We start from the raw sequence: 20,092 nt of genomic DNA, 5'->3' as shown, positions 1-20,092 counted from the left end.
AAGGCGTCAGTACATTCAACATCAATGGTGACTGAACCACCGCTTTCGCGAGCAAGCTTCGCTCCTACAGGCCCGGGCTGAACCCCGGACCTAGGGTTTTACTTTTTTGCGACGTCGGTACCGCCTTCTTGCAGTCCCAGGTCAGCCAGTGCTTTTGCTGCAACCTTGGCTGGCAGCGGGATGTAGCCGTCTTTCACCACAACTTCCTGGCCCTGCTTGGACAGAACCAGCTTCACGAACTCGGCTTCCAGCGGGGCCAGAGGCTTGTTCGGAGCTTTGTTGACGTATACGTACAGGAAGCGGGACAGCGGGTACTTGCCGTTCAGGGCGTTTTCTTCGGTGTCTTCGATGAACTCGCCGCCTTCTTTCTTGGACAGGGCAACGGTTTTCACGCTGGCAGTCTTGTAGCCGATGCCCGAGTAGCCGACGCCGTTAAGCGAGCTGCTGATCGACTGCACGACCGAAGCCGAACCAGGCTGTTCGTTGACGTTTGGCTTGAAGTCGCCTTTGCACAGGGCTTCTTCCTTGAAGTAGCCGTAGGTGCCGGATACCGAGTTACGACCGAACAGTTGAAGCGGCTTGTTGGCCAGGTCACCGGTCACGCCCAGATCACCCCAGGTTTTGACGTCGGTCTTGGCGCCGCACAGGCGAGTCGAGGAAAAAATCGCGTCGACTTGAGCCATGGTCAGGCCCTTGATCGGGTTGTCCTTGTGCACGAATACAGCCAAGGCGTCCACGGCAACCGGGATAGCGGTTGGCTTGTAGCCATACTTGGTTTCGAAGGCTTGCAGCTCGTTATCCTTCATCTTGCGGCTCATCGGGCCCAGGTTAGCGGTGCCTTCGGTCAGCGCAGGTGGCGCGGTAGACGAACCGGCGGCCTGAATCTGGATGTTTACGTTCGGGTATTCTTTCTTGTAGTTCTCAGCCCAGAGGGTCATGAGGTTGGCCAGGGTATCGGAACCGACGCTGGACAGGTTGCCCGACACACCAGTGGTCTTGGTGTAGCTCGGGATAGCAGGGTCAACAGCGGCAACCGCGTTGGCAGTCGCAACGCCAGCAGCGACAAAAGTCATTGCCGCCATCAAACGCTTCAGTTTCATGCCTTACTCCTAGCAGATAGGGTGTGTTATTCGGGGCCAAGTATCAGCAGGCCGTGTGAACACTCTATGGCTGAAATATGACAATTGGATGAAAGGCCAGCATCTGGCGACAGATCGTTCCCACGCGCAGCGCGGGAACGATCAGCGGTGGATCAGCGCCCCTTCTTCCAGAGATACGCACCCACCAATATCCCGACCCCGCACAGCACCGCCACGTAATACGCCGGCCCCATCGGGCTTTCCTTGAGCAGCAGGCTGACAATCATCGGCGTCAGGCCACCGAAAATCGCGTAGGCCACGTTGTACGAGAACGACAGACCGCTGAAACGCACCACCGGCGGGAACGCCTTGACCATTACATACGGTACCGCACCGATGGTGCCCACCAGCAGGCCGGTCAGGGCGTACAGCGGGAACAACCAGTCGGGATGATCGGCCAGGCTGTGGTAGAAGGTCCAGGAACTGGCCAGCAACGCCGTGCAACCGACAACGAACACACGCCCCGCGCCAAAGCGATCCGCCAAGGCACCGGCAATGATGCAGCCAATGCTCAGGAACACGATGGCCACGCTGTTGGACTGCAGCGCGGTGGTTGGCGCGAAGTGGTAGACCGTCTGCAGCACGGTCGGGGTCATCAGGATCAACACCACGATGGCGGCGGACAACAGCCAGGTCAGCAGCATCGAAATGGCAATCGCACCACGATGGTCGCGCAGCACCGCGCGCAACGGCACTTCTTCGGCCAAGGCCTTGCGCTGTTGCAGCTCGGCGAACACAGGGGTTTCGTGCAGCCAACGGCGCAGGTACACCGAGAACAGACCGAACACACCACCGAGCAGGAACGGGATCCGCCAGGCGTAATCCGCCACTTCAACCGGCGTGTAAATACTGTTGATCGCCGTGGCAACCAGGGAACCCAGGAGGATCCCCGCCGTCAGGCCGCTGGTCAGGGTGCCGCAGGCATAGCCGACATGCCGCTGCGGTACGTGCTCTGAAACGAAGACCCAGGCACCCGGCACCTCACCGCCAATCGCAGCACCCTGGATCACCCGCATCAGCAGCAGCAGGATCGGCGCCCACATGCCGATCTGCGCGTAGGTCGGCAACAGGCCCATGATCAGGGTCGGCACCGCCATCATGAAGATGCTCAGGGTGAACATCTTCTTGCGCCCCAGCAGGTCGCCGAAGTGCGCCATCACAATGCCGCCAAGTGGCCGCGCCAGGTAGCCGGCGGCGAAGATGCCGAAGGTCTGCATCAAGCGCAGCCACTCGGGCATGTCCGCCGGGAAGAACAGCTTGCCCACCACGGTCGCAAAGAACACGAAGATGATGAAATCGTAGAATTCCAGCGCGCCGCCCAGGGCCGACAGCGATAGCGTCTTGTAATCGTTGCGGGTCAAAGGACGTGCGGATTGGGAAGGCTGCGCGATACTCGAGGGCGCTGTGGTCATGGCAAGGCATCTCTTATAGTCAATCTGCCGCCCCAACAACGCTGGCAAGGGCTCGGGCAGGACCGGCACGATAGCAAATTGTTCGAAAAAGCACATAGAGGTGCGTATTTGATGGTCAAAATGAGAACCGGATGGTCGTATCGGAGTCTACCGACCGATATACTCGCAATTAAGTAACAGCTTGCAAGGGTTGCTGTGCGAAAACGCCTGTCAGGTTCATAGGCGATTTCGCAGAGTTTCCCTTTAGGCGCCTGACGAAAAACGTGACGAACGCAGTATGTTCGGGGATGAATCGTTTTTCCTGAAGACGGCTATTCACTGAAATACACACGTAGAGTCACGGGTCAGAGGCACCCCCGGCATGATAGAGCTCGAACAAGAAGATCCGATCCCGCAAGGCGACCTGGCCCTGCAAATCACCGCGCTTCCTCGCGAAACCAATGGCTTTGGCGATATTTTCGGCGGCTGGCTGGTGGCGCAGATGGACTTGGCCGGTACTGCGATGGCCAGCAAGGTGGCGGGTGGTCGTGTGGCCACTGTCGCGATCGACCGCATGGCATTCCTGGTTCCGGTCGCCGTGGGCGCCCAGCTCTCCTTCTATACCCAGGCACTGGAAATCGGCCGCAGTTCGATTCAGATGATGGTCGAGGTCTGGAGCGACGATCCACTGTCCAGCGAATGGCGCAAAGTCACTGAAGCGGTGTTTGTGTTTGTCGCCATCGATGGCAGCGGCCGTACTCGTTCGGTTCCGCCCAGAGCACGTTAAAACCGGGCTGCGCTAAACCCGATAAGCGTTTTGTGGTCCATTGCAGTCATTGTTACTGATCGAGAGCTGTCCCATGAGCACGCCCAACGTTGAAGCCGTCAAACTGGATGAACTGAACTGCTGGCGCATCCGCCACGGCCAGGCCGAATTGCTGGTGGCCCAGCAAGGTGCGCACATCCTCAGCTATCAATTGGCTGGCCAGCCACCGCTGATCTGGCTTAACGACGAGGCTGTCTTCAAGGCGGGCAAAAGCATCCGCGCCGGTGTGCCGGTGTGCTGGCCGTGGTTCGGCAACCTGGCGCGCAACCCGCAGAGCGTCCAGGCGATGCGCACCGGCAACGAACCCGCCGCCGCTCACGGGCTGGTGCGGGCGATCGACTGGGAATTGGGCGGCATCGAGGCCGAGGGCGAAAGCCTGAAGATCGAGTTCCTCCTGCCCTGCCCCGAAGGCGGCTTGCCAGGCTGGCCGCACAAGGTCGACCTGAAGTTGAGCATTCGCCTGGACGAGCAGCTGCATATCAGCCTGACCAGTCTCAACCAGGGCACCGACACCGTTACGATCAGCCAGGCACTGCACAGCTATTTCGCGGTGAGCGATGTGCGCCATGTGCATGTCGAAGGGCTGGACGGCCTGAGCTATATCGAGACGCTGGACGACTGGAAAACCGTGCCCCAGTCCGGTGACTTGCACTTTACCGGTGAAACCGATCGCATCTACCTCGATACGCCGCCCCGGCTCAGCATTGTCGACCCGACCTGGGAACGACGCATCGAGCTGACCAGTACCGGTTCACGCTCGGCAGTGATCTGGAACCCGTGGACCGAGCGCGCCGCGGCGTTCAGCGACATGGCCGACGATGGCTGGCAACGCATGCTGTGCATTGAAACGGCGAATGTGATGGGTGATGTGGTGACGTTGGCACCGGGTGCCAGTCATACGCTGGGCGTGAGCATCAGCAGCAAATCGCTTTAAAAGCTTCGCGGGCAAGCCTCGCTCCTACAGGACCGTGTGATCCTGTAGGAGCGAGGCTTGCCCGCGAACTGATCTAATCAAACGTTACAAATCCGACTCCTGCACCACCCTCACCTTCGCCGCATCCAGCGCATACGCCGCATCCGCCAGGTCATTGCTGACCTTCTCGATCTTCAGCGTGCCGGTCACCCACAGCGGCGTGTAGATGTCATCCAGCTTCAGGCCCTTGGGATAACGCACCAGCACCAGCTGATTGGGTGGCGGTGGCGGTACGTGGATGCAGGCCCCCGGGTAAGGCACCAGGAAGAACAATGTGCTGCGGCCCTTGGCGTCGGACTCCAGCGGTACCGGATAACCACCGATACGGATGTCCTTGTCGTTCATCGAGGCTACGGTCTTGGTGGAATACATCACCGCGGGCAAACCCTTGCTCTGCTTCATGCCACCTTTTTCAGTGAAGGTGCCATTGGCTTCCGGGGAGTCGTGGTCGATTTCGGGCATGGCCTCGAGAGCTTTCTGGTCCGACTTGGGCATCAGTTCGAGCCAGTCGGTTTCCGGCAGCTCGCCGGCATGGGCAAGGCCCGTACTCAGTAAAACAAGAGTCAGCAGAAGACGTCGCATGAAAATGCCCGGTAGGGTTAAGGAAATCGCCGGGCATTCTAGTCCTCCCGGGCTGCGCAGCCGAGAGGACTTTGTCGCTTGGATCAGTTCTTTTTGATCAAGCCGTAGATCACCAGCAAGATGACGGCGCCCACCAGTGCCCCGATGAAGCCTGCGCCTTCACCCGCTTGATATAAGCCCAGGGCCTGGCCGCCGTAAGTGGCTGCCAACGAACCGCCGATACCGAGCAGGATAGTCATGATCCAGCCCATGCTGTCATCGCCCGGTTTCAGGAACCGAGCCAGCAGGCCGACGATCAAGCCGATAAAGATGGTTCCGATGATTCCCATGGCATTTCCCTCTGATTTGGTTGGTTATGCCAAAGCCTAGTCAGACTTTGGCATCCTGCCATGAGAGAACGGCGGCCCCGCAATGGTTCCGCCGCTGCCACATGAAACTGTTTTTACTCGGCGATGAGCGCTTCGACCTTGAGGATCTGCGCGGCCAGCGTTTCGCGATCTGCACAGCGCAGGTTGGCGTGACCGACCTTGCGGCCGACCTTGAATGCCTTGCCGTAGTGATGCAGATGGCAATCGGCGATGGCCAGGACTTTTTCAGTTTCCGGCACTTTACCGATGAAGTTCACCATTGCGCTTTCGCCAACCTTGGCGGTCGAACCCAGCGGCAGACCGGCGACCGCCCGTAGATGGTTTTCGAACTGGCTGCACTCGGCGCCTTCGGTGGTCCAGTGACCGGAGTTGTGCACGCGCGGGGCGATTTCGTTGGCCTTGAGGCCGCCGTCGACTTCAAAGAACTCGAACGCCATCACGCCGACGTATTCCAATTGCTTGAGCACCCGGCTGGAATAATCTTCGGCCAAGGCTTGCAACGGGTGATCGGTGCTGGCCACGGACAGCTTGAGGATGCCGCTGTCGTGGGTGTTGTGTACCAGCGGATAAAATCTGGTTTCGCCATCGCGAGCACGCACGGCGATCAGCGAGACTTCGCCGGTGAAGGGTACGAAGCCTTCCAGCAGGCAAGCCACACTGCCCAACTCGGCGAATGTGCCAACCACATCTTCAGCGGTACGCAGGACTTTCTGGCCCTTGCCGTCGTAACCCAGGGTGCGGGTTTTCAGCACGGCCGGCAGACCAATGGAGGCCACGGCGGCGTCAAGGTCAGCCTGGGACTGAATGTCGGCGAACGCCGGGGTCGGAATCCCCAGGTCCTTGAACATGCTCTTTTCGAACCAGCGATCGCGGGCAATACGCAGGGCTTCGGCGCTCGGGTAAACCGGCACGAACTGCGAGAGGAATGCCACGGTTTCTGCCGGGACGCTTTCGAACTCGAAAGTCACCAGGTCTACTTCATCGGCCAGCTGACGCAGGTGATCCTGGTCGCCGTAATCGGCGCGCAAGTGCTCGCCCAATGCAGACGCGCAAGCGTCCGGCGCCGGGTCCAGGAAAGCGAAGTTCATGCCCAGCGGAGTCCCCGCCAGCGCCAACATGCGACCCAACTGGCCGCCACCGATTACACCGATCTTCATCGTCAACAACCTCAGGCGATGCGTGGGTCTGGATTTTCCAGGACGCTGTCTGTCTGCTCAGCACGGAAGGTTTTCAGCACCGCGTGGAACTGTGGGTGCTTGGCGCCCAGGATACTCGCCGACAGCAGGGCTGCGTTGATCGCACCGGCCTTGCCGATGGCCAGGGTGGCAACCGGAATGCCTGCTGGCATCTGTACGATCGAGAGCAGCGAATCGACGCCCGAGAGCATCGCCGACTGCACCGGCACGCCCAGCACCGGCAGGTGGGTCTTGGCCGCACACATGCCAGGCAAGTGGGCTGCGCCACCGGCACCGGCGATGATCACCTCGATACCACGCGCCTCGGCTTCTTCAGCGTACTGGAACAGCAGGTCCGGGGTGCGGTGGGCAGAGACCACTTTCACCTCGTAAGGGATGCCGAGCTTTTCCAGCATATCGGCGGTGTGGCTAAGGGTGGACCAATCGGACTTGGAGCCCATGATCACGCCAACCAATGCACTCATCGTCGTGCCTCTTCTCTCTGGGCGCCCGCAGGCGCATCAAAAAACAACAAGCCACGCAGAATGCGTGGCTTGATTGTACGAATTATGGCCAGGCGAACCGGCCGAAGGCCGCGCAGTATACCTCAATGAAGCAGATAAACAGCCCCTGGTTCGACCATCTGTCATTTGCTGTTTGCGGCGCGACTTGTTGACTTTGAGGTCAGGCGCCGGAGCCTTTGCCCAGTGGGTATGAAAACCCAGGAAATACAAATCGACTCGTCGATAGACTCCATTGAAGTTAGTTTACAAAACATCAACTTGAACAGTTAATTAACGACCCGCTATTGATTAACTATTACATCAACCTCTAAAAGGATTTAGAGATGAACGAAAACCTCCGTCAGCACAAACAAAAAACCATCACGATTTACGCTGCGATGCATCAGGATGTTCCGGAGTCAGTTAGAATTTCCATCTATGCAGATCATTTCCGCCCATTCGTGCAGGAGCTGGAAAGCTTTACTGACCGCAAGGTTTACGTCGTATTTGGTGCTGGCGAACCATTCAGCAACTTCGACTACAAGGGCGAAGATACAATGGCGACCCTGCGCAGGTGGGAACATGTTGGCCGTCAATACCTCGATCGATACCGTGCAGAAGGTTTCGATATGGACGATGTACATGTGGCGGTATTAGTCACAGGTGAAGCTATTACCGGTAACATGTTGGGAGTGGCCCTGACGTGGCCGCCAAAAGGAACGGGACAATTCGCGATCGCTTCGGTGAAGGGCTATCAAGTCATTGGCCATGAGATCGGTCATCTGCTCGGGGCCAGGCATGAGGACTCCGAGGTCACTTTCAACGGCTGGTGGAGTGAGAGCTACATGACACCAGAGCAGCAACCATTACGCTCCAACAGTTACAGGTTCAGCGAAAGCAATCGCAAGAACATCAAGAATTATCTGGCCACCAAAAATTGACCGTCGACTCTGTTCGCACTTGGTGAGCCCCTGAGCGTTATTGATTGCCACTTGCAGCACCACCTTCCAGCTTGCGCCACAACAACCGCACGTTCGCCTTGCGCACCAGCGCACAGCGATACAGGCGAATTTCCAGTGGCACATGCCATTGCGGGCCGCCGCATACCACTAGCTCCCCGCGCGCCAGTTCGGCGCGCACACTCAGTTGCGGCACCCACGCAATCCCCAGGCCTTCGAGTGCCATGCTCTTGAGGCTGTCGGCCATCGCTGTCTCGTAGATGGTGGTAAAGCGCAGTGCCCGCTGGCGCAGCAGCATATTGACCGAGCGGCCCAGGAATGCACCGGCACTGTAGGCCAGCAGCGGTACACTGCCTTCGCCTTCGAGATCGAACAGTGGCTTGCCATCGGCATCGGCGGCGCACACCGGGAGCATTTCGGTCTGGCCCAAGTGCAAAGACGGGAAAATCTCGGGGTCCATCTGCATGGCGGCGTCCGGGTCGTAGAACGCCAACATCAAATCGCAACCGCCTTCGCGCAGAGCATGTACCGCATCGCCAACGTTGGTCGCCACCAACCGCGTAGCAATGTTCAAACCCTCATTACGCAACTGCGCGATCCAGCGCGGAAAGAATCCCAGTGCCAGGGAGTGTGCGGCAGCGACTTGCATCACTTCGCCCTGCCCGCCTTCCAGGTGATGAAGGTGGCGCAGCACTTCGCCGAGCTGTTCGACCACCGTTCGCGCCGTGACGAGGAACAACTGCCCCGCTGCCGTCAGCTCGATAGGCGTGCGCGAGCGATTGACCAACGTCAGCCCCAGCGCGGCTTCAAGGCTGCGGATACGTCGACTGAATGCCGGCTGCGTCACGAAGCGTCGCTCGGCAGCCTGGGAGAAGCTGCGGGTGGCGGCCAGGGCACTGAAGTCCTCCAGCCATTTACTTTCCAGATTCATCTCGCCCTCCCGGACACGCACCAATTTAGGTCACACGCTCGCCGTCAACCCGGCGTCACATGGGCATTATGCCGAATATGCATAGGCCAGTGTTTAACAGCATTGGCCCAAAATTCTCCACAAGCCTAGCATTTGCAGTGTTCCGGCACAGCCCGGGTCCATATCGAGATGATTTCTATCATGTCCTCCGCTGCATCATTCCGCACAGAAAAAGACCTGCTTGGCGTACTTGAAGTACCGGCTCAAGCGTATTACGGCATCCAGACCCTGCGAGCGGTGAACAACTTCCGTCTCTCCGGCGTTCCGATCTCGCATTACCCGAAGCTGGTAGTCGGCCTGGCCATGGTCAAACAAGCCGCCGCTGACGCCAACCGTGAGTTGGGTCACTTGAGTGAAGCCAAGCACGCTGCCATCAGCGAAGCCTGTGCCCGTTTGATCCGCGGCGATTTCCACGAAGAATTCGTGGTGGACATGATTCAAGGCGGCGCTGGCACTTCGACCAACATGAATGCCAACGAAGTCATCGCCAACATCGCGCTGGAGGCCATGGGCCACCAGAAGGGCGAATACCAGTACCTGCACCCGAACAACGACGTGAACATGGCGCAGTCGACCAACGACGCCTACCCGACCGCGATCCGCCTGGGTCTGCTGCTGGGTCACGACGCGCTGCTGGCCAGCCTCGACAGCCTGATCCAGTCGTTCGCCGCCAAAGGTGAAGAATTCAGCCACGTCCTGAAGATGGGCCGTACCCAGCTGCAAGACGCCGTGCCGATGACCCTCGGCCAGGAATTCCGCGCTTTCGCCACCACCCTGGGCGAAGACCTTGCACGCCTGAAGACCTTGGCACCCGAGCTGCTGACCGAAGTGAACCTGGGGGGTACCGCGATCGGCACCGGCATCAACGCCGACCCGCGTTACCAGCACCTGGCCGTTCAGCGCCTGGCTACCATCAGCGGCCACCCGCTGGTACCGGCGGCCGACCTGATCGAAGCCACCTCCGACATGGGCGCCTTCGTGCTGTTCTCCGGCATGCTCAAACGCACCGCGGTCAAGCTGTCGAAGATCTGCAACGACCTGCGCCTGCTGTCCAGCGGCCCACGCACCGGCATCAACGAAATCAACCTGCCGGCGCGTCAGCCAGGCAGTTCGATCATGCCAGGCAAGGTCAACCCGGTAATCCCGGAAGCCGTGAACCAGGTAGCATTCCAGATCATCGGCAACGACTTGGCCCTGACCATTGCGGCCGAAGGCGGCCAGCTGCAACTGAACGTGATGGAGCCGCTGATCGCCTTCAAGATCTTCGACTCGATCCGCCTGTTGCAACGCGCCATGGACATGCTGCGCGAGCATTGCATCACCGGTATCACCGCCAACGAAGAACGTTGCCGTGAACTGGTCGAGCACTCGATCGGCCTGGTCACCGCGCTGAACCCGTACATCGGCTATGAAAACGCCACCCGCATCGCCCGTATCGCCCTCGAAAGCGGCCGCGGCGTGCTGGAACTGGTGCGCGAAGAAGGTTTGCTCGACGACGCCATGCTCGCCGACATCCTGCGCCCGGAAAACATGATTGCCCCGCGCCTGGTACCTCTGAAGGCTTGACCAACGCTGTAGCACTGCTCACCAGGTCGAGGGACTAGACACCTCTCACCTTTTGAGGGCTTGGAGATCAATCTCCAGGCCCTTTTTTTTGACTTTTGCTGTTCCGCTTTACCTGTAGGAACAACACCCTTGTTTCGCTGCATGCACCACAATCGTGCAGACGGACGGTACTGTCATCGGTATAGTGCCGCCCCTCTTCGCGTGAGCGGTCGTCGGCAGCGAGGCCACAACCCATGCGAAACCCGAACTAATAACAAACCCGCGATATGAAACCGGGACGATCATCGACCCGCCTGTTGTGCCGTGCGCCAACGGGTGTAACACGATGCGTCTGCCCGGCCAGCATTTGCATACACAAAAAACAGCGAGGAATAATCCATGCTCGAAGTCATCAACGACTTCCTCTCAGGCAAAGTACTCATCGTGCTCATTGTCGGGCTCGGCAGCTACTTCACGATCCGCTCGCGTTTCGTTCAATTGCGTCACTTCTTCCACATGTTCGCGGTGTTCCGTGACAGCCTCAAAAGCAGTGCCGGTCAACTCAGCTCGTTCCAGGCCTTGATGCTCAGCCTTGCCGGCCGTGTCGGCGCAGGCAACATCGCCGGTGTCGGCATTGCCGTGACACTGGGCGGCCCCGGTGCCGTGTTCTGGATGTGGGTTACCGCACTGGTCGGCATGTCCAGCAGCTTCTTCGAATGCTCCCTCGGCCAGCTCTACAAGCGCTGCGATTCCGAAGGCCAATTCCGCGGCGGCCCCTCCTATTACATCCAGCATGGCCTGCAAAAGCGCTGGCTGGGGATGATCATGGCATTCCTGCTGCTGATCACCTTCGGTTTCGCCTTCAACGGCCTGCAATCCCATGCCGTGACCCACTCGCTGAACAACGCTTTCGGCCTCGACACCACCTGGACCGGCCTTGGCCTGGCCGTGCTGCTGGGCCTGGTATTCATCGGCGGGATCAAGCGCATCGCCAAGGTCGCTGACCTGCTGGTGCCGGTGAAAACCCTGGTGTACATCGGCGTGACCATCTACGTGATCGTGCTGCAGTTCGACCAGGTACCGGGCATGCTGATGACCATCGTCAAAAGCGCCTTCGGCCTGGACCAGGCGTTTGGCGGCCTGATCGGCAGCGCCATCATCATGGGCGTCAAGCGCGGCGTGTTCGCCAACGAGGCCGGCCTGGGCAGCGCGCCGAACGTGGCCGCGGTCGCCGCGGTCGAGCACCCGGTCGCCCAAGGCGTGGTCCAGGCGTTCAGTGTGTTCCTCGACACCTTCGTGATCTGCACCTGTACGGCCTTGCTGATCCTGCTCTCGGGCTTCTACACCCCGGGCTTCGAAGGCGACGGCATTGCCCTGACCCAGAACTCCCTGGCCGCCGTGGTCGGTGACTGGGGGCGGATGTTCATTTCCGTGGCGCTGGCGCTGTTCGTGTTCACCTCGATCCTCTACAACTACTATCTGGGCGAGAGCAACCTGCGCTTTTTGATCGGTGAAAACCGCAAGGCGCTGATGGGCTACCGTGCGCTGGTTCTGGTATTGATTTTCTGGGGCGCCATCGAAAACCTCGGGACCGTGTTCGCTTTTGCCGACATCACCATGACGATGCTGGCGTTCGTCAACCTGATCGCGCTGTTCCTGCTGTTCAAGGTCGGCATGCGCATCCTGCGTGACTACGATGACCAGCGCGCGGCCGGGATCAAGACGCCGGTGTTCGATTCGAGCAAGTTCCCGGACCTGGATCTGGATCGCCAGGCCTGGCCAGCCAATCCGCCAGCCGCCATGACCAAGGCTGAAGCCGAGCCGCAGGGCGTACCCGCAGCGCAACGCTGATCGGTTAAAGTGCAAAATCCCTTGTAGGAGCGAGCTTGCTCGCGAAAGCGGACTGACATTCGATATGGATGTCGACTGACACACCGCCATCGCGAGCAAGCTCACTCCTACAGGACGTCATTGTCTCGGAGCACCCCCATGAATTCCTCGACCTACCCTGCCGCCCAGCACGTCATGGTGCTCTACACCGGCGGCACCATCGGCATGCAAGCCAGCGCCTACGGCCTGGCGCCGGCATCCGGTTTCGAAGCGCGGATGCGTGAGTACCTGCACAGCCAGCCTGATCTCGTGGTACCGCAATGGCGCTTTCGCGAGATGTCGCCGCTGATCGACAGCGCCAACATGACCCCGGCGTATTGGCAGCAATTGCGCGAAGCGGTAGTCGATGCCGTGGACGTGCAAGGTTGCGACAGCGTGCTGATCCTGCACGGCACCGACACCCTCGCCTACAGCGCCGCCGCCATGAGCTTTCAACTGCTCGGCCTGCAGGCCCGGGTGTGCTTTACCGGCTCGATGCTGCCGGCCGGCGTCAGCGACAGCGATGCCTGGGAAAACCTCAGCGGCGCGCTGGTTGCATTGGGCCGAGGCTTGGCGCCGGGTGTGCACTTGTATTTCCATGGCGAACTGCTGGACCCGACCCGTTGCGCCAAAGTGCGCAGTTTCGGCCGACACCCTTTCAAGCGACTGGAGCGTCAGGGTGGTGGCGTGAAAGTGCCTTCGATTCCTGCACAACTCCACTACAACCAACCCAGGAAATTGTCGAACGTCGCCGTGCTCCCGTTGTTTCCCGGCATCAGCGCCGAAATTCTGGATGGCCTGATCGCCAGCGGTATTCAGGGCCTGGTGCTGGAGTGCTACGGCAGCGGCACCGGGCCTAGCGACAATCCGGGGTTTCTCGCCAGCCTGGAACGGGCGCGGGACACGGGCGTCGTGGTGGTGGCAGTCACGCAGTGCCATGAAGGAGGCGTAGAGCTGGATGTCTATGAGGCCGGTAGTCGGTTGCGGGTTGCCGGTGTGCTTTCAGGTGGCGGCATGACCCGTGAAGCGGCGTTCGGCAAGCTGCATGGTTTGCTGGGTGCAGGACTGGAACCCGCTGAGGTTCGCCGGCTTGTTGAACTGGACCTGTGTGGCGAGCTGACTTAGTACATCAAACCCACGCATTTAACGCGTTTGCCACGCTGTAGAACTTCCCGCCGGACACAACAATGTGCCTGGCGGGAAACCTCGTCGCTCACGTTACGCCTTGCGCTTGCAGCAAGCCCGCCAGAGCCTCAGCCTCAACCGGACGACTGATCAGATAGCCTTGCACTTCATCACAGCGTTCGGCTTTCAAAAACTCAAGCTGCTCCAGCCGTTCCACGCCTTCAGCCACCACTTTCAATTTCAAGCCGTGGGCCATGGCGATGATCGCCCGGGTGATCGCCGCGTCTTCCGTACCCTCTCCCAGGCCCCGGATAAACGCCTGATCGATCTTCACGTAATCCACCGGGATGCGCTTGAGGTAGCTGAGGGACGAATACCCGGTGCCGAAATCGTCGATCGCCAGCTTCACCCCCAACTCACGCAATTGCTGGAACGTCGCGATAATGTGCTCGACGCTGTCGAGCAGCTGGCTCTCGGTCAGCTCCAGCTCCAGGTAATGCGGCGCCAGTCCGGTTTCTTCCAGGACCTGACGCACCAGGCTGACCAGCTTGCCCTGGCGCAATTGGTGCACCGACAGATTGACCGACACCCGAATTCCCTCAAGCCCCAGGCGCTGCCACTCGCAGGCTTGCCAGCAGGCCTGGCGCAAGACGAACTCGCCGATCGGGCCGATCAACCCGGTCTCCTCCGCCAAGCCAATGAAATCCCCCGGCGGCACACGCCCCATGGTCGGATGGTCCCAACGCACCAAGGCCTCGGCGGCATTGAGCTTGCCCGTGGCGAGGCACAGCTTCGGTTGGTAAAACACCTTCAGCTGCTTCTCTTCGACCGCTTTGCGCAGATGATTTTCCAGCTGCAGGCGCTCAAGGGTGCTGGCTTGCAAGCTATCGGTATAGAACTGGAAATTGTTACCCCCCAAATGCTTGGCGTGCTGCATAGCCATGTTCGACTGACTGACCAATGCGGATATTTCCCGGGCGTTGTCTGGCAACAGGCTGATACCCATGGATGCGCTGACCACCAGCTCATGACCGTCGACGGTCACCGGCACACGCAATTTGGCCGACAAGCGAGTCGCCACTCGCGCCAGACTGGAGAGGTTGCCGTAGGCATTGAACAGCACGGCGAATTCATCGCCGGACAAGCGTGCGATGGTATCTGCCTCAGGCAATGCGTTGACCAGGCGCCGGGCCATTTTCTGCAACAACTGATCGGCCACCTCGTGACCCAGGCTGTCGTTGAGCTGCTTGAAGCGATCCAGATTGATGTGCAACAACGCCAGGCTGCGATACCCGCCCTGACGCACACGCTGATGCGCCTCGCTCAGCCGTTCGCGGAACATCGAGCGATTGGCCAGGCCCGTGAGTTCGTCATGATGGGTCAGGTAGCGCATGCGCTCTTCGGATTCTCGCCGTGCCGAGAGATCGGCGAAGAAGCCCACGATATGACTCACATTTCCCCGGGAATCGCGTACGGCGGTCAATTGCAGCCATTGCGGGTACATCTCGCCATTTTTGCGAGTCTCCACCAGCTCACCCTGCCAACTGCCGTGCTGCTCCAGCGCCAGATGGATCGCACCGTAATGCCGGCGAGCATCGCGACTGCAGGGCAAATCGACCACCTTACGCCCGAGAATTTCCTCGAGCTCATAGCCGGTCACCCGGCTGAAGGCTTGATTGACCGCGATCAGGGCGTAATTCGGATCGAAAATCACGATACCTTCGCTGGCCGCCTCGAACACCGTCGCCGCCAGCTGCAGCTGCTCTTCCTGGGCCTTGCCGACGCTGATATCGCGCCGCGTGCCCACCATGCGAATCACCCGGCCATTGTCGGCGCGTTCCACTGCCCGTCCGCGGTCCTCGATCCACACCCAGTGGCCATCGCCATGCCGCACGCGGTACTCGATCTGGTAATCCTCGGTACGGCCTTTCAAATGCTCGACCAGGGCCCTTTTCAGTGCAGGAAGATCGTCGGGATGCAGGCGCGGTTTGAGGTGGCGCAGTAATGCCGTTACCTGTTCCGGCGCCAGACCGAACAATTCCTGGATATGCGTGTGATGGACTTCGTCGGTTTGCAGGTTCCAGTCCCACAACCCCAGCTCGCTGGCCTTCAATGCCAGTGCCAAACGCGCCTCACTCTGGCTCAGCGCCTGGCCGGCCGCCTCCAGCTCTACACTGCGCTGGGCGACACGGTTTTCCAGATCGACCTGGATTTCGCGCAATTCGTCTTCGGCACGTCGACGCTGATCGATTTCCCTGGCCAGCTTCTGATTGAGCTGGTCGCTGCAGTTCTGCGCCTGCTGCAGATTTTCGATCAGCGCCTGATTCTGGAAGCGTCGCAACAGGCCGCGATCGATCAGCCGATTCACCTGCCAGGCGACCACACTCAGCGCCCCCAGCAGAATCAGGCCGAACCAGCCCCAACCGTGCTCGTCCCCGCCCCAGAACATATAGGCAATGGCCGGCAACAGGCAGGGCAAGGTGAAGGACAGGAACGCCGGCAAACTCACCGCGTAGGCCACGCTTGCCGACAGTGCCGCGGCACCGATCAGGCCGAAGACCCACGCTTGTTGAATGAAGTTATCGGCGGGAACCAGGGCAATGCCGGCACCGGCCAGGGTCAGGCCGGTGAGACCGGAGCCCAGTAAGAACATGCGGCGCCAGATCGGATGCGCCTGGCGGTTGGGAATCGCCGAATCGAAGGCCGCCACCTGGATAACCCGCAATGCGACCAGCGACAGCAACCACACCAGCCAGACACTGACCAGGAAGTAACGCTGCGGACTCCAGAGTAATCCAGCGCACACCAGGCCATTGATCAACATGAATAGCGTGGGCAGCAAGGAACCCTGATACAGCAGACGCGTGCGTTCGACCGCCATTTCCATGGCGAATTGTTTACGGATAACCCGGGGCTCCACAGTAGGGCCCGACAGGTCGAAGCTGAGGGTCATAGGCAGTGTTCTTGTTCTTATAATGATGAGCATGTGCCCGAAACGTGCACGGAGCATACACAAGCCAATGCCCGGACCAAACTGCTCCCGATCAAAAAGCAGACCAAAGTATCAGCCGTCAGGAGTGGCACAATGCCGCCAAACAAGCCCGGCAAACGATTGCAGCCGATGACTGACCGGTCGTCCCGTGCGTAACTTTCATCGGCTAAAACGAAGCGGAGTTTGCCCGTGGTGACGCAGCCCCATAGAATGCCCCGATGCGCGATGATCTCTCCCTTCTGCTGAACTCCCTCAACGATGCCCAACGCCAGGCCGTAGCGGCCCCCGTGGGTCGTCAGTTGGTCCTGGCCGGTGCTGGTTCCGGTAAAACCCGAGTGCTGGTGCACCGTATCGCCTGGTTGATCCAGGTTGAAAACGCCTCGCCCCACTCCATCCTGTCGGTGACCTTCACCAATAAGGCCGCTGCCGAGATGCGACAGCGCATCGAGCAGCTGATGGGTATCAACCCGGCCGGCATGTGGGTCGGCACCTTCCACGGCCTGGCGCACCGCTTGCTGCGGGCGCACTGGCAGGAAGCGGGCTTGAGCCAGACCTTCCAGATTCTCGATAGCGACGACCAGCAACGCCTGGTCAAGCGGGTGATCCGCGAGCTCGGCCTGGACGAACAGCGCTGGCCCGCCCGTCAGGCCCAATGGTTCATCAACGGGCAGAAAGACGAAGGCCTGCGCCCGCAACACATTCAAGCCAGCGGCGACCTGTTCCTGGCGACCATGCGCGGCATCTATGAAGCCTACGAGGCCGCCTGCCTGCGCGCCGGCGTGATCGACTTCTCCGAATTGCTGTTGCGCGCGCTCGACCTGTGGCGCGATCACCCTGGCCTGCTGGCGCATTATCAGAAGCGCTTCCGGCACATCCTGGTGGACGAGTTCCAGGACACCAACGCCGTGCAGTACGCCTGGTTGCGCCTGCTGGCCAAAGGTGGCGACAGCCTGATGGTGGTCGGCGACGACGACCAGTCGATCTATGGCTGGCGTGGCGCGAAAATCGAGAACATCTACCAGTATTCCGAAGACTTCCCGGACGCCGAAACCATTCGCCTGGAGCAGAATTATCGCTCCACCGCCGGCATCCTCAAGGCTGCCAACGCCCTGATCGCCAACAACACCGGGCGCTTGGGCAAGGAGCTGTGGACCGATGGCGGCGACGGCGAAGCGATCAACCTGTACGCCGCGTTCAACGAACACGATGAAGCTCGCTATGTTGTCGAAACCATCGAAAGTGCGCTGAAAACCGGCTTAGCTCGCAGCGATATCGCGATTCTGTACCGCTCCAACGCCCAATCGCGCGTGCTGGAAGAAGCCTTGCTGCGCGAGCGAATTCCGTACCGCATCTATGGCGGCCAGCGCTTCTTCGAACGCGCGGAAATCAAGAACGCCATGGCCTACCTGCGCTTGCTCGAAGGCCGTGGCAACGACGCCGCGCTGGAACGGGTGATCAACGTGCCGGCCAGGGGCATCGGCGAGAAAACCGTCGAAGCGATCCGCGACCATGCCCGCCACAGCGATGTGTCGATGTGGGAAGCGATGCGCCAACTGGTGGCCAATAAAGGCGTAACCGGCCGGGCAGCCGGCGCGCTGGGCGCATTTATCGAGTTGATCGAGAACCTCGCCGCCAAGTGCATGGAAATGCCGTTGCACCTGATGACCCAGACCGTCATCGAACAGTCGGGGCTGATCGCCTATCACGAAGCGGAAAAAGGCGAGAAGGGCCAGGCCCGGGTAGAAAACCTTGAGGAACTGGTCAGCGCGGCACGCAACTTCGAAAACAGCGAGGAGGACGAGGACCTGACGCCACTGGCGGCCTTCCTCGGTCACGCCTCGCTGGAAGCCGGCGACACCCAGGCCGACGAACACGAAGACAGCATTCAATTGATGACCCTGCACAGCGCCAAGGGCCTGGAATTCCCCTACGTGTTCCTGGTGGGCATGGAAGAAGGCCTGTTCCCGCACAAGATGAGCCTGGAAGAACCCGGCCGCCTTGAGGAAGAGCGTCGCCTGGCCTATGTCGGCATCACTCGGGCCATGCAGAACCTGGTGATGACCTATGCTGAAACCCGACGCCTGTACGGCAGCGAGACCTACAACAAGGTTTCGCGATTCGTACGCGAAGTGCCCAAGGGCCTGATTCAGGAAGTGCGGCTGTCCAACAGCGTCAGCCGGCCGTACGGCGGCAACCAGTCAATGAGTGGCAGCAACCTGTTCAGCGGCAGCGAGATTCCGCAGACCGGCTTCAGCCTGGGCCAGACGGTGCGCCACTCGATCTTCGGTGACGGCGTGATCCTTAACTTCGAAGGCGCCGGGGCGGCGGCCCGGGTGCAGGTTAACTTCAGCGAAGGCAGCAAGTGGTTGATGCTGGGCTACGCCAAGCTGGAAGCGATCTGACGGCTGGAAAATCGCAGGCTTCGCCAGCGCCTAAACTGTAGGGGCTGGCGAAGGCTTCGATCTTATACACGGCCACGCTGGACCCAAATGCATCCTTTCCTACAGAACTTATCTACTTCTCCTACAGACCAAAGTTAACAAGCCCTATTGCGCTGACTGAAGCTGAATGCAACCTGTCAGGCAAAAGCTCGAAACACTCTGCCGCTAGCCAGTAACACTTCAGCTGTGCAACATGGCGCGCGTGCCTTCCACAAATGGGAATTCCCTTTATGAAACGTTTTCTTAGCATCGCCATGGCGTTGTGCATCGGCTTGACGATGAGCCTCGACGCCAATGCCGCCAAGCGCTTTGGTGGTGGCAAAAGCACAGGCGCTGCGCCGACGCACCAGACCAGCCAGATGGCTCCTTCTTCTCCAGGCATGGGCGGCGCTGCGGCGACCGCTGGTGCAGCCGGTGCCGCGGGCGCCGCAGCCAAGGCCGGTGGCGCTTCGCGCTGGCTCGGCCCTCTGGCCGGCATCGCCGCCGGTGGCCTGCTGGCGTCCATGTTCATGGGCGACGGTTTCGAGGGCATGCAGATCTTCGACATCCTGATCATGGCGGTCATTGCGTTCCTGGTCTTCCGCTTCATCGCCGCTCGTCGTCGCAAGCAGCAGCCGCAGATGGCTCCGGCAGGTTATGCGCCGATGCAACGTGAAGCGTTCGAACCCAAGCCTGCTGGCGGTTCGATCTTCGGCGGCGCAGCAGCTCCGGTCGCCGCTCGTCCGGTAATCAACGCTCCAGCCTGGTTCAACGAACACAACTTCATCGAAGCCGCGCGCAATCACTTCCAGTCCCTGCAGCAACACTGGGACGCGAACGAAATGGACAAGATCGCCGAGTTCGTGACCCCGCAAATGCTGGAGTTCCTCAAGCGCGAGCGTGCTGACCTGGGTGACGGCTTCCAGTCCACCTACATTGATAACCTCAATGTGCAACTGGACGGTGTGGATGATCGCGCCGACAAGACCATTGCCACCCTGACCTTCAGCGGCGTGTCGAAAACCTCGCGTTTCGACCAGGGTGAAGTGTTCAGCGAAAGCTGGAACATGGAACGTGCACAGGGCGAAAACCAGCCTTGGCTGGTGGCCGGTATCCGCCAGAACGGCTGATTCTCCTCCGCGCTTCACTTGATGTAATAAAAACCCCAGCCTCGGCTGGGGTTTTCTATTTCGCGGTTGCATCTATAGCGAGCTACTGTATAAACCGCCCCATATAAACCGCGCCACACAAGCAA

The 20,092-nt window shown here is 60.0% G+C and carries 16 protein-coding genes; 8 read left to right on the top strand and 8 right to left on the bottom strand.

Annotated features, from left to right (window positions below; translation table 11 throughout):
• Nucleotides 1–98 precede the first annotated feature (98 nt).
• On the bottom strand, nucleotides 99–1,100 hold the full coding sequence (locus tag ACIO0C_RS00215) for a phosphate ABC transporter substrate-binding protein PstS (protein WP_401306421.1): 1,002 nt from the start codon (nucleotides 1,098–1,100) through the stop codon (nucleotides 99–101).
• Between the two features lie 152 nt (nucleotides 1,101–1,252).
• Nucleotides 1,253–2,551: an MFS transporter gene (locus ACIO0C_RS00210; RefSeq protein WP_401306418.1), complete on the bottom strand. Its 1,299-nt coding sequence runs from the start codon at nucleotides 2,549–2,551 to the stop codon at nucleotides 1,253–1,255.
• A gap of 361 nt (nucleotides 2,552–2,912) precedes the next feature.
• Between ACIO0C_RS00210 and ACIO0C_RS00205 the strand changes: the two genes are divergently transcribed.
• Both ACIO0C_RS00205 and ACIO0C_RS00200 read left to right on the top strand, forming a co-directional pair.
• On the top strand, nucleotides 2,913–3,317 hold the full coding sequence (locus tag ACIO0C_RS00205; RefSeq protein WP_007896491.1) for an acyl-CoA thioesterase: 405 nt from the start codon (nucleotides 2,913–2,915) through the stop codon (nucleotides 3,315–3,317).
• A gap of 73 nt (nucleotides 3,318–3,390) precedes the next feature.
• Nucleotides 3,391–4,290: a D-hexose-6-phosphate mutarotase gene (locus tag ACIO0C_RS00200; RefSeq protein WP_401306416.1), complete on the top strand. Its 900-nt coding sequence runs from the start codon at nucleotides 3,391–3,393 to the stop codon at nucleotides 4,288–4,290.
• Nucleotides 4,291–4,374: 84 nt separating this feature from the next.
• Here the strand turns inward: ACIO0C_RS00200 and ACIO0C_RS00195 are convergent, their stop codons facing one another.
• The 4 genes from ACIO0C_RS00195 to purE all read right to left on the bottom strand — a co-directional run bounded on the left by ACIO0C_RS00195 (nucleotide 4,375) and on the right by purE (nucleotide 6,939).
• Complete coding sequence (locus ACIO0C_RS00195) at nucleotides 4,375–4,911, bottom strand: DUF3299 domain-containing protein (protein WP_401306413.1); 537 nt, start codon at nucleotides 4,909–4,911, stop codon at nucleotides 4,375–4,377.
• Nucleotides 4,912–4,994: 83 nt separating this feature from the next.
• The gene (locus ACIO0C_RS00190; protein ID WP_020797938.1) at nucleotides 4,995–5,240 is read right to left on the bottom strand and encodes a GlsB/YeaQ/YmgE family stress response membrane protein; all 246 of its coding nucleotides are present in this window, start codon (nucleotides 5,238–5,240) and stop codon (nucleotides 4,995–4,997) included.
• Nucleotides 5,241–5,353: 113 nt separating this feature from the next.
• Nucleotides 5,354–6,436 carry a 5-(carboxyamino)imidazole ribonucleotide synthase gene (locus tag ACIO0C_RS00185; RefSeq protein WP_401306410.1) on the bottom strand — a complete coding sequence of 361 codons (1,083 nt, stop codon included), beginning with the start codon at nucleotides 6,434–6,436 and terminating at the stop codon, nucleotides 5,354–5,356.
• Nucleotides 6,437–6,447: 11 nt separating this feature from the next.
• Nucleotides 6,448–6,939, bottom strand: coding sequence for a 5-(carboxyamino)imidazole ribonucleotide mutase (gene purE / locus ACIO0C_RS00180; protein WP_007971731.1), 492 nt, complete (start codon nucleotides 6,937–6,939; stop codon nucleotides 6,448–6,450).
• 362 nt (nucleotides 6,940–7,301) lie between these two features.
• Between purE and ACIO0C_RS00175 the strand changes: the two genes are divergently transcribed.
• Nucleotides 7,302–7,898 carry a reprolysin-like metallopeptidase gene (locus ACIO0C_RS00175; RefSeq protein ID WP_401306407.1) on the top strand — a complete coding sequence of 199 codons (597 nt, stop codon included), beginning with the start codon at nucleotides 7,302–7,304 and terminating at the stop codon, nucleotides 7,896–7,898.
• Between the two features lie 37 nt (nucleotides 7,899–7,935).
• On the opposite strand, the gene ACIO0C_RS00170 is transcribed toward ACIO0C_RS00175, so the two are convergent.
• Nucleotides 7,936–8,847 (bottom strand): LysR substrate-binding domain-containing protein, encoded by a 912-nt coding sequence (locus ACIO0C_RS00170; RefSeq protein WP_401306405.1) that lies wholly within the window; start codon nucleotides 8,845–8,847, stop codon nucleotides 7,936–7,938.
• Between the two features lie 180 nt (nucleotides 8,848–9,027).
• On the opposite strand from ACIO0C_RS00170, the gene aspA reads away from it, so the two are divergent.
• From aspA to ACIO0C_RS00155, 3 genes are all read left to right on the top strand, one after another.
• On the top strand, nucleotides 9,028–10,452 hold the full coding sequence (gene aspA, locus ACIO0C_RS00165) for an aspartate ammonia-lyase (protein WP_020797941.1): 1,425 nt from the start codon (nucleotides 9,028–9,030) through the stop codon (nucleotides 10,450–10,452).
• Nucleotides 10,453–10,830: 378 nt separating this feature from the next.
• The gene (locus ACIO0C_RS00160; RefSeq protein ID WP_401306401.1) at nucleotides 10,831–12,282 is read left to right on the top strand and encodes an alanine/glycine:cation symporter family protein; all 1,452 of its coding nucleotides are present in this window, start codon (nucleotides 10,831–10,833) and stop codon (nucleotides 12,280–12,282) included.
• Between the two features lie 138 nt (nucleotides 12,283–12,420).
• Nucleotides 12,421–13,425 (top strand): asparaginase, encoded by a 1,005-nt coding sequence (locus tag ACIO0C_RS00155; RefSeq protein ID WP_401306399.1) that lies wholly within the window; start codon nucleotides 12,421–12,423, stop codon nucleotides 13,423–13,425.
• Between the two features lie 88 nt (nucleotides 13,426–13,513).
• Here the strand turns inward: ACIO0C_RS00155 and ACIO0C_RS00150 are convergent, their stop codons facing one another.
• A complete protein-coding gene (locus ACIO0C_RS00150) occupies nucleotides 13,514–16,378 on the bottom strand; it encodes an EAL domain-containing protein (RefSeq protein ID WP_401306396.1) in 2,865 nt (954 codons plus the stop codon).
• A 257-nt stretch (nucleotides 16,379–16,635) separates the two neighbouring features.
• Between ACIO0C_RS00150 and uvrD the strand changes: the two genes are divergently transcribed.
• The gene (gene uvrD, locus ACIO0C_RS00145; RefSeq protein ID WP_401306394.1) at nucleotides 16,636–18,819 is read left to right on the top strand and encodes a DNA helicase II; all 2,184 of its coding nucleotides are present in this window, start codon (nucleotides 16,636–16,638) and stop codon (nucleotides 18,817–18,819) included.
• A 269-nt stretch (nucleotides 18,820–19,088) separates the two neighbouring features.
• Nucleotides 19,089–19,967, top strand: coding sequence for a Tim44 domain-containing protein (locus ACIO0C_RS00140; RefSeq protein ID WP_401306392.1), 879 nt, complete (start codon nucleotides 19,089–19,091; stop codon nucleotides 19,965–19,967).
• Nucleotides 19,968–20,092: the final 125 nt, after the last annotated feature.

The organism is Pseudomonas sp. NPDC087336 (assembly GCF_044744285.1).
Classification (GTDB): domain Bacteria; phylum Pseudomonadota; class Gammaproteobacteria; order Pseudomonadales; family Pseudomonadaceae; genus Aquipseudomonas.
The sequence above is the reverse complement of the archived record's forward strand: the minus strand, read 5'-3'. Positions and strand labels throughout refer to the sequence as shown.

Coding starts and splice junctions, on each gene's coding strand:
- ACIO0C_RS00195 (WP_401306413.1), bottom strand. CDS start 4,911: ATGCGACGTCTTCTGCTGACTCTTGTTTTACTGAGTACGGGCCTTGCC.
- ACIO0C_RS00185 (WP_401306410.1), bottom strand. CDS start 6,436: ATGAAGATCGGTGTAATCGGTGGCGGCCAGTTGGGTCGCATGTTGGCG.
- ACIO0C_RS00140 (WP_401306392.1), top strand. CDS start 19,089: ATGAAACGTTTTCTTAGCATCGCCATGGCGTTGTGCATCGGCTTGACG.
- ACIO0C_RS00200 (WP_401306416.1), top strand. CDS start 3,391: ATGAGCACGCCCAACGTTGAAGCCGTCAAACTGGATGAACTGAACTGC.
- ACIO0C_RS00205 (WP_007896491.1), top strand. CDS start 2,913: ATGATAGAGCTCGAACAAGAAGATCCGATCCCGCAAGGCGACCTGGCC.
- aspA (WP_020797941.1), top strand. CDS start 9,028: ATGTCCTCCGCTGCATCATTCCGCACAGAAAAAGACCTGCTTGGCGTA.
- ACIO0C_RS00215 (WP_401306421.1), bottom strand. CDS start 1,100: ATGAAACTGAAGCGTTTGATGGCGGCAATGACTTTTGTCGCTGCTGGC.
- purE (WP_007971731.1), bottom strand. CDS start 6,939: ATGAGTGCATTGGTTGGCGTGATCATGGGCTCCAAGTCCGATTGGTCC.
- ACIO0C_RS00160 (WP_401306401.1), top strand. CDS start 10,831: ATGCTCGAAGTCATCAACGACTTCCTCTCAGGCAAAGTACTCATCGTG.
- ACIO0C_RS00155 (WP_401306399.1), top strand. CDS start 12,421: ATGAATTCCTCGACCTACCCTGCCGCCCAGCACGTCATGGTGCTCTAC.
- ACIO0C_RS00150 (WP_401306396.1), bottom strand. CDS start 16,378: ATGACCCTCAGCTTCGACCTGTCGGGCCCTACTGTGGAGCCCCGGGTT.
- uvrD (WP_401306394.1), top strand. CDS start 16,636: ATGCGCGATGATCTCTCCCTTCTGCTGAACTCCCTCAACGATGCCCAA.
- ACIO0C_RS00175 (WP_401306407.1), top strand. CDS start 7,302: ATGAACGAAAACCTCCGTCAGCACAAACAAAAAACCATCACGATTTAC.
- ACIO0C_RS00210 (WP_401306418.1), bottom strand. CDS start 2,551: ATGACCACAGCGCCCTCGAGTATCGCGCAGCCTTCCCAATCCGCACGT.
- ACIO0C_RS00190 (WP_020797938.1), bottom strand. CDS start 5,240: ATGGGAATCATCGGAACCATCTTTATCGGCTTGATCGTCGGCCTGCTG.
- ACIO0C_RS00170 (WP_401306405.1), bottom strand. CDS start 8,847: ATGAATCTGGAAAGTAAATGGCTGGAGGACTTCAGTGCCCTGGCCGCC.